At 66.6% G+C, this 13207-nt stretch carries 13 protein-coding genes, 1 pseudogene and 1 riboswitch; of the genes and pseudogenes, 11 read left to right on the forward strand and 3 right to left on the reverse strand.

Annotated elements, in window-relative coordinates; genetic code table 11:
- Positions 1 to 33: 33 nt before the first annotated feature.
- Positions 34 to 1596: an IPT/TIG domain-containing protein gene (locus tag ACZ418_RS35505; protein ID WP_468371269.1), complete on the forward strand. Its 1563-nt coding sequence runs from the start codon at positions 34 to 36 to the stop codon at positions 1594 to 1596.
- Positions 1597 to 1982: 386 nt separating this feature from the next.
- On the opposite strand, the gene fxsT is transcribed toward ACZ418_RS35505, so the two are convergent.
- The 3 genes from fxsT to ACZ418_RS35520 form a co-directional block, all read right to left on the reverse strand.
- Positions 1983 to 4448 carry an FxSxx-COOH system tetratricopeptide repeat protein gene (gene fxsT / locus ACZ418_RS35510; RefSeq protein ID WP_468371271.1) on the reverse strand — a complete coding sequence of 822 codons (2466 nt, stop codon included), beginning with the start codon at positions 4446 to 4448 and terminating at the stop codon, positions 1983 to 1985.
- A gap of 2 nt (positions 4449 to 4450) precedes the next feature.
- A complete protein-coding gene (locus ACZ418_RS35515) occupies positions 4451 to 4852 on the reverse strand; it encodes a hypothetical protein (protein WP_468371273.1) in 402 nt (133 codons plus the stop codon).
- A gap of 145 nt (positions 4853 to 4997) precedes the next feature.
- Positions 4998 to 5147, reverse strand: coding sequence for a hypothetical protein (locus tag ACZ418_RS35520; protein WP_468371274.1), 150 nt, complete (start codon positions 5145 to 5147; stop codon positions 4998 to 5000).
- A 632-nt stretch (positions 5148 to 5779) separates the two neighbouring features.
- On the opposite strand from ACZ418_RS35520, the gene ACZ418_RS35525 reads away from it, so the two are divergent.
- The 10 genes and pseudogenes from ACZ418_RS35525 (at position 5780) to ACZ418_RS35570 (ending at position 13128) form a co-directional block, all read left to right on the forward strand.
- Positions 5780 to 6676, forward strand: a complete 897-nt coding sequence (locus tag ACZ418_RS35525; protein WP_468371276.1) for a TauD/TfdA dioxygenase family protein — start codon at positions 5780 to 5782, stop codon at positions 6674 to 6676.
- Positions 6673 to 7566: an ABC transporter permease gene (locus ACZ418_RS35530; RefSeq protein WP_468371278.1), complete on the forward strand. Its 894-nt coding sequence runs from the start codon at positions 6673 to 6675 to the stop codon at positions 7564 to 7566. Before ACZ418_RS35525 ends, ACZ418_RS35530 begins: the two co-directional genes overlap by 4 nt.
- Entirely contained in the window at positions 7563 to 8291 is a 729-nt protein-coding gene (locus ACZ418_RS35535; protein WP_468371279.1) for an ABC transporter ATP-binding protein, read from the forward strand. Before ACZ418_RS35530 ends, ACZ418_RS35535 begins: the two co-directional genes overlap by 4 nt.
- A 45-nt stretch (positions 8292 to 8336) precedes the next feature.
- On the forward strand, positions 8337 to 9395 hold the full coding sequence (locus ACZ418_RS35540; protein WP_468371280.1) for an aliphatic sulfonate ABC transporter substrate-binding protein: 1059 nt from the start codon (positions 8337 to 8339) through the stop codon (positions 9393 to 9395).
- A complete protein-coding gene (locus ACZ418_RS35545; protein ID WP_468371281.1) occupies positions 9392 to 10720 on the forward strand; it encodes an LLM class flavin-dependent oxidoreductase in 1329 nt (442 codons plus the stop codon). Before ACZ418_RS35540 ends, ACZ418_RS35545 begins: the two co-directional genes overlap by 4 nt.
- Positions 10713 to 10907, forward strand: a pseudogene (locus ACZ418_RS35550) (ATP-binding cassette domain-containing protein); the annotation flags it as partial. The gene ACZ418_RS35545 and the pseudogene ACZ418_RS35550, both read left to right, overlap by 8 nt.
- A gap of 55 nt (positions 10908 to 10962) precedes the next feature.
- A complete protein-coding gene (locus ACZ418_RS35555) occupies positions 10963 to 11136 on the forward strand; it encodes a hypothetical protein (RefSeq protein WP_468371282.1) in 174 nt (57 codons plus the stop codon).
- 61 nt (positions 11137 to 11197) lie between these two features.
- Positions 11198 to 11395: a hypothetical protein gene (locus tag ACZ418_RS35560; protein WP_468371283.1), complete on the forward strand. Its 198-nt coding sequence runs from the start codon at positions 11198 to 11200 to the stop codon at positions 11393 to 11395.
- The gene (locus ACZ418_RS35565; RefSeq protein ID WP_468371284.1) at positions 11392 to 11607 is read left to right on the forward strand and encodes a 4Fe-4S dicluster domain-containing protein; all 216 of its coding nucleotides are present in this window, start codon (positions 11392 to 11394) and stop codon (positions 11605 to 11607) included. The genes ACZ418_RS35560 and ACZ418_RS35565 overlap by 4 nt, the downstream gene beginning before the upstream one ends.
- A gap of 107 nt (positions 11608 to 11714) precedes the next feature.
- Positions 11715 to 11823, forward strand: a riboswitch (SAM riboswitch).
- A gap of 324 nt (positions 11824 to 12147) precedes the next feature.
- Complete coding sequence (locus ACZ418_RS35570) at positions 12148 to 13128, forward strand: amino acid ABC transporter permease (RefSeq protein WP_468371285.1); 981 nt, start codon at positions 12148 to 12150, stop codon at positions 13126 to 13128.
- The last annotated feature ends 79 nt before the right edge of the window (positions 13129 to 13207 follow it).

Consider the following 13207-nt stretch of genomic DNA (forward strand, 5'->3'; position numbering starts at 1 on the left):
CTCTGACGGTCGGTTCGGCACAGATCTGCCCTGATGCTGCCGAAAGGCCGTTGCGTCTCCGCACCGGCAAACCTCCGAGGAGCAGGAACGACAATGGCATCCGATCCGGCAATCTCCCAGGTGACCATGACCCTGGCTGCCCTTGCAGCCACCGGGGCCACCCCGCGTCCGTCCGGGGAAACCCTGGAGCAGCAGACCAAACGCATCATCACCGGGATCGACGCGCAACTGCGCGATCCCGCCCTTGCGACGCAGGGCGAGTGGGAGCTGGTGTGGCTCGCCCTGAGCGAGGCCAACGCCAATATGGCCTACCTCGTACGGAGCACCAACGGTTCGAACGAGTTCGCCGTGGTCGCTCGCGGAACGGACGCCGATCTGACCGACATCCTCGAGGACCTCGATGTCGGCACGGTCGTGCCGTTCCCCGAAAGCGGATCGCCGACGCCCATCTTCGTGTCCAAGGGGGCAAAGGACGCGTTCACACGAGTGGTCACCGCCCGCTCGATCGCCTCTCCCTCCCTGAACGCCACGCTCGCTCAGGCGCTCTCCGTTGCGCTCAAGGCGGCGCCCTCCTCGCCGCAGCCGACCGTCTATCTGACCGGTCACAGCCTGGGCGGTTGCATCGCCAGCATGCTCGCGCCGTACCTTCAGGCACAGACCTGGCCGAAACAGCCGAGGTTCGCGGTGATGACCTATGCCGCTCCCACCGCCGGCCTGCAGAGCTTCGTCGACTACTTCGACTCCGTGCCGTGGGTCATCGACGAGCGCCAGAACAACGCCTACGACCTGGTGCCGCACGCGTGGGCCGATCTCGACATCACCACCGGCTGGTACCCGAGCCCGGGACCGCAGGCGACCGAAGAAGTGAAGCTGCTCATCGCGGCGATCTCCAAGCGCACCAACGGCAACGTCTACGTCCAGCCCGGCACTCTCTGCCTGATGAACACCGGATACACGAGCCTTGCCGAGAAGCTGGTCAACAAGACCACCCAGGACTTCCTCGGCCAGATCGCCTACCAGCATGCCAACTCCACCTACCTGGAGCTGGTGGGGGCGCCTGAGGTGCCTTCCCCGCCGGTGGTGACCGACGTGAGCCCCACCTTCGGCGCCGCAGGCGACACGGTGACGATCAACGGCAAGTATTTCAGTCAGGACAGCATGGTCGACTTCGGCCACTTCGCCTGCACCGAGCCGCCCACCATCGACCCCTCCGGCCTCAAGATCACCGCTAAGGTCCCCAACGGAACGGGCGTCGTCCACATCCGCGTCACCAACACCCTCGGCACCTCCCCGGCCGTCGCCATGGGGCAGTTCGCCTATGGCGGACCCGCACCTGTGGTGGTCAGTTCGGTCAACCCGACCAGCGGTAAGGTTGGCACCCCGGTCACCATCAAAGGCTCGGGCTTCGCCGAGGGAGCCACCGTGCACTTCAAGGACAAGGCGTCCGGCTCGGTCAAGTTCGTCTCCACCGGCCAGATCACCGCAACCGCGCCCGATATGTTCGACGTCCACCAGACGGTGAACATCACCGTGACGGTCGGCAAGGCCACCTCTCCCACCAGCCCGGACGACGAGTTCACCTACACCGGACGGTAGCGTCCGCAAGCCCCGTTCCCGGGTGACCCTTTGAGCAGCCCCGGGCCCATGCCGCCGACCGGCCGAACCGTGCTCGGGCGAGGATCGCCGCAGGACCATTCGCCCTGCGGCGAGCTGGCTTCCAGAGCTGGTGCTTGCAGTACCGACCGGGTCTCATCGAGGGCCTCATGGCCAAGACCGGACTTGACCTCCAACCTCCGTAACCCCAGCCACTAAAGATCTCTAGCAGATGCGCAAGGTCATGAACACGAGCGGGACCTGAGCCAGGGAAGCGGATGACCTGGCTCTCGATCTTCTCCTGAACCCCAAGCAGTTCAGGAGAAGGGATGCAGCGATAGAGTCGGTGGGACCGGAACGGCCGTCGGAGAGACTGGGGGTCTTTGAGGCTACTTCGCCTCATCTCGTAGAGAGCGAATATTGTCACGCATGTTGATTACCGCTGGATGGCTGTGACCTAGTTTCCTGACGGCAAATTTAAGAGTCTCCTCATAGAGTGGGATTGCGCGGGTGAGGTCGCCGGCAAGCTTGTATGCGTAGGCGAGATTGTTCCGCGAGTTGAACGTATCTTGATGCTCCCGCCCAAGGACTCGGGTCCGACCGTCTAGCGCCTGCTCATAGAAGGTGATCGCACGGGAGAGATCGCCCACTGCCCTATACGCGAATCCCAACATGTTCGCTGTGGCGAGGGTCGTCGGGTGGTCGACTCCAATGGTTCGGACTCGGGTGTCCAGCAGTTGGCTATACATCGAGATGGCGCGGTCGGGCTGCTCTGTTGAAATGTACAGACTGGCCAGCCTTTCCTGTGCGCTCGTCAACTCGGCGCCGTCGGGAACAAAGATTCCAGGCGCTTTGTCGATCACTTGCTCCAAGAGTGAAATGGCGCGGTGCGGTTCATTGATCTCGCAGAGAGCGACCGCCAGGTTGTTCCTCGATGTAACTGTGTCCAGATGTTCGTCACCCAGGATCCGAGCTCGCACGCCTAGAGCCTGCTCCAGATAGGGAACGGCGCCAGCCGGGTCCCCGTTGGCGAGATGGATACCGCCGAGCAAGGCCAATGAGGCCGCGGTTGCTTCATGGTCCAAGCCGAGCGTGCGCAACCGATCGAACAGGACCTGGCTGTACAGTGATATCGCTGTGGCTATGTCCCCGCTGACCTCATGCGCATGGCCAAGATTGGCTCGTGCGGAGAGGGTCATAGGGTCGTCTTCGCCGAGGATGTTCACGCACTCGGACACGATGTCGTCGAGCATGGAGATCGCCGTCGAGCGGTCGCCTTGTGCGAGAATGGCTTGCGCATGGTTCACTCGATAGGCCAAAACTTGGCGGCGGTCTTCGCGCGATCGTGGAGTCACTGCACTCATGGCTTGCTTGATGTGCTCGGTAGCTCCTGCGGCGTCTCCTGCGGCGACTTTTATCATGCCAAGCAGGTTCTGGATGTCCGGCGATCCCGCAGGTCCCCCTCCGATGCGTGCCATTACCTGATGAGCCCTCTCGGCATAATGGCTTGCCCGGTCCAACTGGCCCTGGCGCAACAGAAAGTCAGCGGAGTTTTGGTAGAGTAAGGCCGCTCCAAACGTTTCGTTGTCCGGTTGGATCTTTGAGGCCAGTGAGTCGATATGCGGCATCAGGGTGCGACGCCACCGTGCCTCGTGCCTCCCGCCGGGATTCTTGTCACGCAGCGACTCGCACAGAAGGCTCGTAGCGGTACATGACGAGTCGAAAGCTGCGTCTGGGGACATTCGATTCCAAGCCATGACAATGGTCTGCACGAGGCGGGGTATATGAAGCCTAGGATCGTCGGCGTCGTCGGTCCAACGGATCACGCTGTACCTGGCTAGCAGCCCGACCGCTGCGCTCGCAGCCTGCGCAGATCCCCTGCGAAGCAACAGCGAACTGGGGATTCCCTCAGGAGCAAACCACGCCATTACTCGGAGCAGCTCCAGCGCCAGCGGATGGCCGCCGATTTTCTCCAGGTTGGCTTGAAGGACCCTGGCCACGGTATGCGCAGAATTCTCGGAAGCCGAACCGTCGAAAAGTACATCGAGCGGAGTGGTTCTCAGGTTCTCAAGATACTGGCGTGGTTTGGTCCGGGTCTGCGTCATGTTGGCGGCCGCAAGCTCTATCGCCAGCGGCAGATGTCCCAGCTCCTCACACACCAGTGCAGCGCTGCTCAGATCCTTGCTGTCCAGGCCCGACTCTCCGGAGACAGTGACGAGCAGGTCCAGCGCGGCATCCGGGTCCAGACCATCGAGTGGCACCGGCGAGGCGATGTGGTGCCAGCCTGTGGCCTGTTGACTGGTGACGATGAACCGCCCCCGGGGTAGCTGGCTGAGCAGAGCACGCACGTCCCCGGGCGATGACGCGTTGTCCAGAATGAGCAACCAGTCGTCGTGAGTCTGAAGCCAGCTACGCGCCCACTCTGCGGTCATTCTGCTTGGTTGGTCGACCAGCCCAGGGTCGATACGACAGGCCAGCTGGGACAGGCCGAACTCGATCTGGTTCGCGTCTCCGAAGGGGATTTCCCATACGGGGTTGTACCGATCCCGGTACTCGGACGCGGCTTGAGCGGCCAAAGCCGTCTTCCCGACGCCGCCGCATCCAGTGATCACAGCGACAGAACCAGGTGGCCCATCGAGGGTCCCCTTCAAACGCTGCTGTTCGGCGATCCGCCCCCTGAACACCGGACTTCCACCACTGTGCACCCCGAACACATTGGGTGGAGCCGGTACTGCCTCTGCCGGCTTCGGTGAGCCCGGCGCGAGGGTGATCTGAGTGATCGAGGCATTGTCGCCTGTGGACACGACCCCGGTGTTGTTCTCGATGAAGACGGATCGTTCGTCGCTCTGATCCACACCTACCTCTGGATGGTCGCGTTGTCGCCCGTAGAGATGACTCCGTCGTTGTGCGTCACGACGACGGAGCGTGCTCCCGTCGCCTGAGCCGTCGCAGGCGATCCAGTCAGGAGCTTCTCGAGGTCGGATGCCAAGTCGGCGTCTTCCGTGAGGGCCTTCTTTATCTGGGCGCGCAATGCACCGACGAAGTCCTCGTCGTCAAAGGCGCTTGCCAGGTCCTGAATGGCGACATCGATGCGGGGCTGCACGTCCTCGTTCCGTCGCAACCGGGCCAGCAACCGTTGTCCAAGGCGCACGGTCTCCACAGCTGCCGCGTCTTCGGCCCGCACCAAGACGTTTGCTCCGAAGGCGGCTACGGCAGCCGTCAAGCTCGGCATCACCGTATCGACGAGCGACGGGTCCACACATTCCTCCCCAAGAGCTGACTCTATGTGCAAGAGCGCGCTTCACTTTACCGAACATCCCTGAGATACACGGCTGTTGAGGCCTGATGGCCGTGGGCTATGCGACCTGCAGGCAGCGGGGATGACGACTGGCTAACACCGTGTCCTACATGGTCAGTTTGAGGAGGCGTTTGTAGCAGCAGAGGGCGGCGGCGAGGCCGAGGAGGGCCACTTGCCCGCCGACCTGCGGATCCACGGCGCCGCCCAGCTCCGGCACCCACACCTCGACGCCATAGTGCTCGAAGAGCGGAGCCATGGTCGTGAACTGGTTGCCGTAGAAGGATGGGACACCTGCGTGTCTTCTTGCGCCTCGACTGCGCGGATCTTGCCCACCGTCGCCGTCGACGGCGACGGTGGGCAAGCCGTACCGAGCGGCGGCCGTCGACCGGCGCGGAGGTGCTGCGTGTCCGCAATGCAAGACCTGTCCGGAAAAGCATTGACCAACGTGGTGGCCGTCTGCTGGACTCCCGTCCCATGAACCCGCGCGTGGACCTGACCCGGCGGCGCCACATCGATCTGGCGCACGTCTCCAGCGCGTTTTGTTGTCACTGACCCGGCAAGTGGTCGTCGGCATCGGCCGGTGTGCGTAGCCGGCGCGCGTCGGGCCGGGGCGGTGTGAAACCGCCCGCACTGCGATGCTTCCCCACCGGATCGTCGTAGCGGCCTCCTGTGAGCTCTCCGCCTCGTATCAGCCGGAAGCCTGTTCGCGCACGCCGACCGGGTCGCTGAGAACGCGGCTGTAGCAGTCCTGCGACCACGCTTTTTCTCTCCGGCCCGGCCGATTCGGCGTTCCGCGTGCCGGGTCGATCAGCCCTGCGCGCTACCAGCGCCTTCATCCAACTGCCCGGCACGCCTTGGTGTGCCCATCCGTCCGGGAGGGACCCCCTCATGCCTCCGTCCATCCGTAAGCTCACCGGCCGTATCGGCGCAGTCGTCGAGGGCGTCGACCTCGCGGCGCCGCCGGACTTCTCGACGATCACCACGCTCCGGGACGCCCTCAACGAGCACAAGGCGATCGTGTTCGACGACGTGCGGCTCGACAACGCCGACCAGGAGCGTGTGGCCGGGTGGTTCGGCGAGCTGACGACCGCTCATCCGAACGTGCCGGCGGCAGACGGCGCGACGAACGTGCTCGCCGTCGACAGTGAGACGTCCAAGGCCAACGAATGGCACACGGACGTCACCTTCGTTGTCAACCCGCCGCAGCTCACCACGCTCCGGTCGATCGTGACCACGCCGTACGGAGGCGAGACGCTCATCGCCAACGCCGCCGCGGCCTATCGCGACCTGCCCGAACCGCTGCGCTCCCTTGCCGACACGCTGCGCGTCGTGCACACGAACCAGTACGACTACGCGCGCCCCGCGGCCGCGACCGCCGAAGGGCAGGAGTACGACCGCGTCTTCGTCTCGACGCCCTACGAGGCCGAGCACCCGGTCGTGCGGGTACATCCGCTGACGGGCGAACGCGGTTTGTTCATCGGCGGGTTCGCCAAGCGGATCGTCGGCCTGTCGGGCAGCGACTCGGCGGATCTGCTGCGCATCCTGCAGTCGTACGTGACCCGCCCGGAGAACATCCTGCGCTGGACCTGGTCCCCGAACCAGCTGCTGATCTTCGACAACCGGATCACCCAGCACTACGGGGTGGACAACTACGACGACCACCCGCGCCGCCTCAACCGGGTGACGGTCGCGGGTGAGGTGCCGACCGGTGTCGACGGCCGCCGCAGCGAGCAGCTCGTCGGCGACTCGTCGCACTACAGCAGTGTGTTGGCGGTGGCGGCATGACCGAGCTCAGCCTCAAGGCGGCGGCCGTCACCGAGCGCCCGGACGCCGAGACGGCGAGCGCGCGGGAACGCGAGGTGTTCCTGCCGCGCGACGCCCGCCGAAGCACATCACTCAGCAGACTCCGCGAGCGCCTGCGCTGGCCGCTGGGCATCTACACGACTCCGTTCGCGATCCTCATCGCCTGGGAGGCGCTCGCCCGGGCAGGAGTGGTGTCGAAGACCTACGCCCCGGCGCCGACCTCGATCGTGAAGTCAGCCGCCGATCTGTGGCAACAGGGCGTCCTCGGGCCCGACTTGGCCATTTCGCTGCAGCGGGCCGGCATCGGTCTGGCGATCGGTCTGACGGTGGGGATCGTCACCGGCGTGCTCGGCGGAGTGCTGCGCAGCGGCGAGTACCTGTTCAACGGCCTCGTGCAGGTGCTCAACACGATCCCCCTCCTCGCCGTACTGCCGCTGATGATCGTGTGGTTCGGCATCGACGAACTCACGAAGGTGCTGTTGATCTCCTTCGGCGCCGGCGTCCCGATGTATCTCAACCTGTTCGCCGCGATCCGGGGCGTCGACCAGCGGCTGATCGAGATGGCGCGCACGACGGGTGCGGGCACCTGGCGCCTGGTGACGCGGGTGCTTGTGCCCGGAGCCCTGCCGGGGTTCCTGGTCGGTCTGCGGTTCTCCCTCGCGTACAGCGTCCTGGGCCTGGTCGCAGCCGAAACCGTCAACGCCGACAAGGGACTCGGCTTCCTCATCACTCAGGGGCAGACCTATCTGCAGACCAACCAGGTCTTCGTGGGGCTGGTGATCTACTCGCTCCTCGGTCTGCTCGCCGACCAGTTCGTCCGGGTTCTCGAGCGGGTGCTGCTGCGGTGGCGACCCAGTTATGAGGCGTCATGAGCAGCACGATCGCGACGGAGCCCCGGCGGCAGACCGGCGTCGTCGTCGAGCAGGTGGTCCGTCAGTTCGGTGACCGGGTGGTGCTCGACCACCTCGACCTCACCATCGCCGACGAGGAGTTGGTGATCCTGCTCGGCCCCTCGGGCTGCGGCAAGAGCACCCTGCTGCGGCTGCTCGCCGGACTCGACCGGCCCGACGGAGGACGCGTGGAGGTCCCGGCGAAGCGAGCGATCGTCTTCCAGGCCGACCGGCTGCTGCCATGGCAGCGGGTTCTCCGCAACGTCACCCTCGGCCTGCACGGACCCGACGCCGAACAGCGGGCCCGCGACGTGCTCGCCGAGGTCGGGCTCTCGGGCCGTGAGAAGGCATGGCCCAAGGAGCTCTCCGGTGGCGAGGCCCAGCGGGTCTCGCTCGCGCGGGCCCTGGTCTCGGAGCCCGAACTCGTGCTGCTCGACGAGCCGTTCGCGGCCCTCGACGCCATCACCCGGTTGCGCATGCACGACCTCGTACGGGCGCTGCGTACCAAGCACCACGCCGCGATGCTGCTTGTCACCCACGACGTCGACGAGGCGATCGCCCTGGCGGACCGCATCGTCGTCATGAGCAACGGCCGCATCGGCACTTCGCACGAGGTGCACCTCTCCGCCGCGGACCGCGAAGCGAGCGTCGCACGCGAGGAACTCCGCGCCCGGCTCCTGGAAGACCTCGGCCTCGGCCAGCACTGACCTCCCCGAAACACCCTCACCCAGCACAGAAAGCACAAACATCCCATGCGTAAGAGAACCATCAGAATCATCGGCGCCGTCGGCTCGCTCGCTCTGGCGAGCACCCTCGTCGCCTGCGGATCGTCGTCTTCGGACACCGCCGCGCCGCTGAGCAACGCCGGCGCAGCGAGCGACGCCAAGCACCCCGAGTGGAGCAAGTACACCTTCACCATCGGCGACAACGGCGGTGACGGCAGCCAGGAGCTGGCGAAGATCACCGGCGTATTCGACAACGCGCCCTACAAGGTGAAGTTCGCCCGCTTCACCTACGGCCCCCCGCTCGTGCAGGCCGCGGCCTCGGGCGACATCGACCTCGGCAGCGTCGGCGACGTACCACCGATCACCGGGGCCGCGAAGGAGTACGGCTTCAAGGTCGTCGCCGTCAACCGCTCCCTCACGCCCGACCAGGCGGGGGAGAACATCATCGTGCCGAAGGGCTCGAAGCTGAAGACGGCCGCCGACCTCAAGGGCAAGAAGATCGCCGTTCCGCAGGGCAGTTCGGCCCACGGCCTGGCCCTGAACGCGCTGAAGAGCGTCGGCCTCACCCCCAAGGACGTGAAGCTGACCTTCCTCGACCCGGCGGCCGGCGCTACGGCGTTCAACACCGGCAAGGTGGACGCCTGGTCGATCTGGAACCCCCAGTCCGCGATCGCGGTCAAGAACGGCGCGCGGATCCTGGTGAAGGGGCTCCCGCCGATCGACCAGACGAGCAGCTACTACGTCGCCAGTGAGACGTCGCTGAACGACAAGACCAAGCGTGCTGCTCTCACGGACGTCCTGAAGAGGCTCTCGCGAGAGTTCGCCTGGGCCGTCAAGAACCCCGACCAGTACGCGCAGGCGCTCTCGAAGGAGCAGGGCATCCCACTGGCCGACGCCAAGGCGTCCCTGGCCGCCTACTCGAACCGGGTGACCCCGGTGGAGCAGTCGGACATCGAGCTGGAGCAGAAGCTCGCCGACGCCTTCCTGGAGGCGGGGCAGATCACCAAGAAGGTCGACGTCAAGTCGGTCACCGACAACCTCCTGCCGGCCGGTTACGACAGCTCCAAGCTGAAGGTCACCTCATGAGCGCGAGACGGCGTCGGCTCCATCTCAACGCCTTCCTCATGGAGGCGGGTCACCACGAGGCGGCGTGGCGCCTCCCGCACAGCAATCCCCGGGCGGACTTCGACCTGCGGCACTGGATCGAGCTGGCGCAGCTGGCCGAGAGCGCCAAGTTCGACTCCCTGTTCCTGGCGGACGGCCCGGCGCTCATCGGCACCGGCGAGTTCCGGCCGCCGGGCCAGCTCGAACCGCTGACCCTGCTGACCGCGCTGTCCCAGGCGACCAGCAGGATCGGCCTCATCGCGACCGTGTCGTCGACCTACAACGAGCCGTACAACCTCGCCCGTCGGCTCGCCTCGGTCGATCACGTAAGCGGCGGCCGCGCCGGCTGGAACATCGTCACCTCCGCCGGAGCCGACGAGGCCGCCAACTTCGGCCTCGACGACCGCCCCGGCCACGCCGAACGCTACGCCCGCGCCGAGGAGTTCCTGAAGGTCGCCAAGGCCCTGTGGGACAGCTGGGAGTCCGAGGCCGTCCTGGCGGACAGGACCACCGGACGCTACGCCGACCCCGCGCGTCTGCACCGCCTCGACCACCGGGGCCGGTACTTCAAGGTGGCCGGCCCCCTCAATGTCGAGCGTCCCCCGCAGGGCTACCCGCTGCTCGTCCAGGCCGGCTCCTCGGAGGACGGCAAGGACTTCGCGGCCCGCCACGCAGAGGCGATCTTCACCGCGCACACGACGTACGAGCGCGCGGCCGCCTTCTACGCCGACATCAAGGCGCGGACCAGGGCCGCGGGCCGCGACCCGGACGGTGTGATCGTTCTGCCGGGCATCGTCCCGTACATCGGGTCGACCGAGGAGGAGGCCCGGGCGCTTGCGCGGCAGTTCGACGAGCTGCGCGTTCCGGAGTACGGGCTGCGTCAGCTGGCCGCCGTGTTCGAGACCGAGCCGTCGGTCTTCGAACTCGACGAGCCGCTGCCGGACTTCATCCTCGCCAGGCGGAAGCTGGAAGGCTCGCAGAGCCGCTCCGACCTGATCATCGATCTTGCGGTGCGCGAGCAGCTGACGGTCCGGCAGATCATCTCCCGGCTGGGCGGCGGGCGCGGTCACTTCGAGTTCATCGGGACGCCCGAGCAGGTCGCGGACACGATCATCGCCTGGTTCGAGGGCGGTGCCGCGGATGGGTTCAACATCATGGCGCCCGCCCTGCCGTCGGGTCTGGCGGCCTTCGTCGAGCATGTGTTGCCGATCCTGCGCGGCAAGGGGCTGTTCCGCGAGGAGTACGAGGGTACGACCCTGCGTGAGCACTACGGGCTGCCGGTCCCGGCGAACCAGTTCCATGGCTGACCCGCTCGCGACTCCCGCCGCTTCCCGGAGCGGCGGGAGTCCGCCCGCGCTGCGGGTCGAGGGCCTTCGCAAGACCTACGAAGACGGCTTCACCGCGGTGGCCGGGCTCGACCTGGAGATACCGGACGGCGCCTTCTTCGGCCTGCTGGGCCCGAACGGCGCCGGGAAGACCACGCTGATCGGCTCGGTGTGCAGTCTGGCGGGCCGTCAGGTGCCTCAACCCGGCAGTCAACACTGGAGTGTTGGCAACTCACTACCTGGAGGAGGCGGAGACCTTGTGCGACGAGATCGCGCTGCTGCGCGCGGGCCGGATCGTCGACCGCCGCTTCGCCGCCTCGCTGCGGGAGCGGTATGCGGCCCGGGATCTCTTGGAGGTCTACGACCGGGTGATCACGGCGGAGGAGGCCGCCTCGTGAGCGGCACCGAAACCCCGGCCCTCCCGGCGTTCGACGAACCGTTCCGGGCTGAGCGGTCGCGATGGTGGCCCACGGCCGCTGGATGTACCACGCGGCACTGCAGCGCACCGAATCGCGCGGCATGCACAAGCGGGCCGACCGGCCGACGCAGGATCCGGCCCAGCACTATCGGCTGCTCACCGGTGGGTTCGACGAGGTCTGGAGCCGCCCGGAGCCGGCGTCGCGGGCGCTGGTCACGAGCGGAGGCCGAGCCGCGTGATCGAGATCGTCGAGCCGGACCGCTGCATCGCCTGCGACCGGTGCATCGAGGTCTGCCCGACGCGGGTCTTCGATCGCGGTGCCGACGGTTCCGTTGATCGCGCGACAGGACTGCTGCCAGACCTGGTTCCAGCGCGAGGCGTACTGCCCGACCGACGCGCTGTTCGTCGCCCCGCCGGTGACCGCGGTCGCTCCGGGCTCGCGCTTCCGTGATGTGACACAGCACAGGTTCAATACCCAGACTCCTTACCGCCGGCCGTTCACCTGCTGGACCGGCGTTGACAAATGTTCGGGCTGTTGCCTTAACTACTGCCCAGAACGGTCATGAGCGTCAGCGACAAGCCCTGGCTTGCTGACCGGCAACCCTCCCACCGCGGTGGGGTGCCCCAGGTGACGACCCGGCCGATGAAGTTTCGGTAAGCGCGAGGCCCACAGGGCCGGAAGAGTGACGGTGACGCCATGTACGCAGCTCCCAGGACGGCCGCACGCCGCTCCCGGGGCTGCGTACCGTCGTACGCGAACCTGCTCGTCGCCGATCGTGCCGTCGATCTGCTCCGCGTGAACAGCGCACTGTGTACCGCACCGGGCCGCGCCCGCTGTCGGGGCTGACACCTCCCCGCAGCCCCCGTACGTCCTGACGAACACCGCGCCCGCGGTGTGCCGTTGCCCTTCCCGCCCCCGGTACCTCGCCGTCGTGTGCGCCGCCGCATGCCGCCGTGCTTCCGGGGTGTTCCCACCCAGCCGGAGCCCACCATGAGTGAACCCCCTGGTGCCACCGTCACCCTCGCCGAGGCGCCGACCACCGACGGGCCGTCAAAAGACCTCACTGCCCAGCAAGTTCTTCCGCTGCGGCGACCAGGCCGCTGGATCGTCACCGCGGTCGTACTCGTCCTGGTCGCCCAGTTCGTGCACGGACTGGTGACCAACCCCTTCTACCAGTGGGACCGCTGGAGCTACTGGTTCCTGCGCCCCACCATCCTCGACGGCCTGCTGATCACCCTCGAGGTCACCGCCTACAGTGCGGTGCTGGGCCTTGTCGGCGGCATCGTGCTCGCACTGGGCCGGCTCTCGAAGAGCCCGGTGCTGCGCGCGGTCAGCTGGACCTACGTCTGGGCGCTGCGCTCCATCCCGCTCATCGTGGTGCTGATCTTCCTCTACAACTTCAGTGCCCTGTACAAGACGGTGAGCGTCGGCATCCCCTTCGGGCCGGCCTTCTTCTCCTTCGACGAGTCGAGACTCGCCACCGACATGGTCGTCGCCGTCGTCGGCCTCAGCCTCAACGAGGCCGCCTACGCGGCCGAGGTCGTACGCGGCGGCATCCTCTCCGTCGACCAGGGCCAGCACGAGGCTGCCGCCGCGCTCGGCCTGCCCAAGAGCTACCAGTTCCGGAAGATCGTCTTCCCGCAGGCACTGCGCTCGATCATCCCGAACTACGTCAACCAGCTCATCGGCCTGATCAAGGGCACCTCCCTGGTCTTCTACGTCTCCCTGCTCGACCTGTTCGGCTCCGCGCAGACCATGGGCGCCACCTACCCCGGCGACATCGTGCCGCTGCTGCTGGTCGTCACCGTCTGGTACCTGATCCTGACCAGCATCGTGTCCGTCGTCCAGTTCTACGTCGAGCGGCACTACGCCCGCGGAGCCACCCGCAGCCTGCCGCCGACGCCACTGCAGAAGCTCCGCACCGGTCTTTCGGACCTGCGGGCCCGCATCCGCCGGGAGGCCGCTGCCTAATGCTGAAGTCAAGCCACGAGGCTGAGTTGTGGTCGGTCCTGGTAGGGCCGGCGGTCGCGCAGGATGGCGTAGAGCACGT

The sequence above is a fragment of the Streptomyces sp. NPDC030820 genome (assembly GCF_055572075.1).

What these genes read in the sequence shown, in the direction of transcription:
- ACZ418_RS35505 (WP_468371269.1), top strand. Translation starts at nt 34, where the DNA reads ATGCTGCCGAAAGGCCGTTGCGTCTCCGCACCGGCAAACCTCCGAGGA.
- ACZ418_RS35520 (WP_468371274.1), bottom strand. Translation starts at nt 5,147, where the DNA reads ATGGCTCCGCTCTTCGAGCACTATGGCGTCGAGGTGTGGGTGCCGGAG.
- ACZ418_RS35525 (WP_468371276.1), top strand. Translation starts at nt 5,780, where the DNA reads ATGCCTCCGTCCATCCGTAAGCTCACCGGCCGTATCGGCGCAGTCGTC.
- ACZ418_RS35530 (WP_468371278.1), top strand. Translation starts at nt 6,673, where the DNA reads ATGACCGAGCTCAGCCTCAAGGCGGCGGCCGTCACCGAGCGCCCGGAC.
- ACZ418_RS35535 (WP_468371279.1), top strand. Translation starts at nt 7,563, where the DNA reads ATGAGCAGCACGATCGCGACGGAGCCCCGGCGGCAGACCGGCGTCGTC.
- ACZ418_RS35540 (WP_468371280.1), top strand. Translation starts at nt 8,337, where the DNA reads ATGCGTAAGAGAACCATCAGAATCATCGGCGCCGTCGGCTCGCTCGCT.
- ACZ418_RS35545 (WP_468371281.1), top strand. Translation starts at nt 9,392, where the DNA reads ATGAGCGCGAGACGGCGTCGGCTCCATCTCAACGCCTTCCTCATGGAG.
- ACZ418_RS35560 (WP_468371283.1), top strand. Translation starts at nt 11,198, where the DNA reads ATGGTGGCCCACGGCCGCTGGATGTACCACGCGGCACTGCAGCGCACC.
- ACZ418_RS35570 (WP_468371285.1), top strand. Translation starts at nt 12,148, where the DNA reads ATGAGTGAACCCCCTGGTGCCACCGTCACCCTCGCCGAGGCGCCGACC.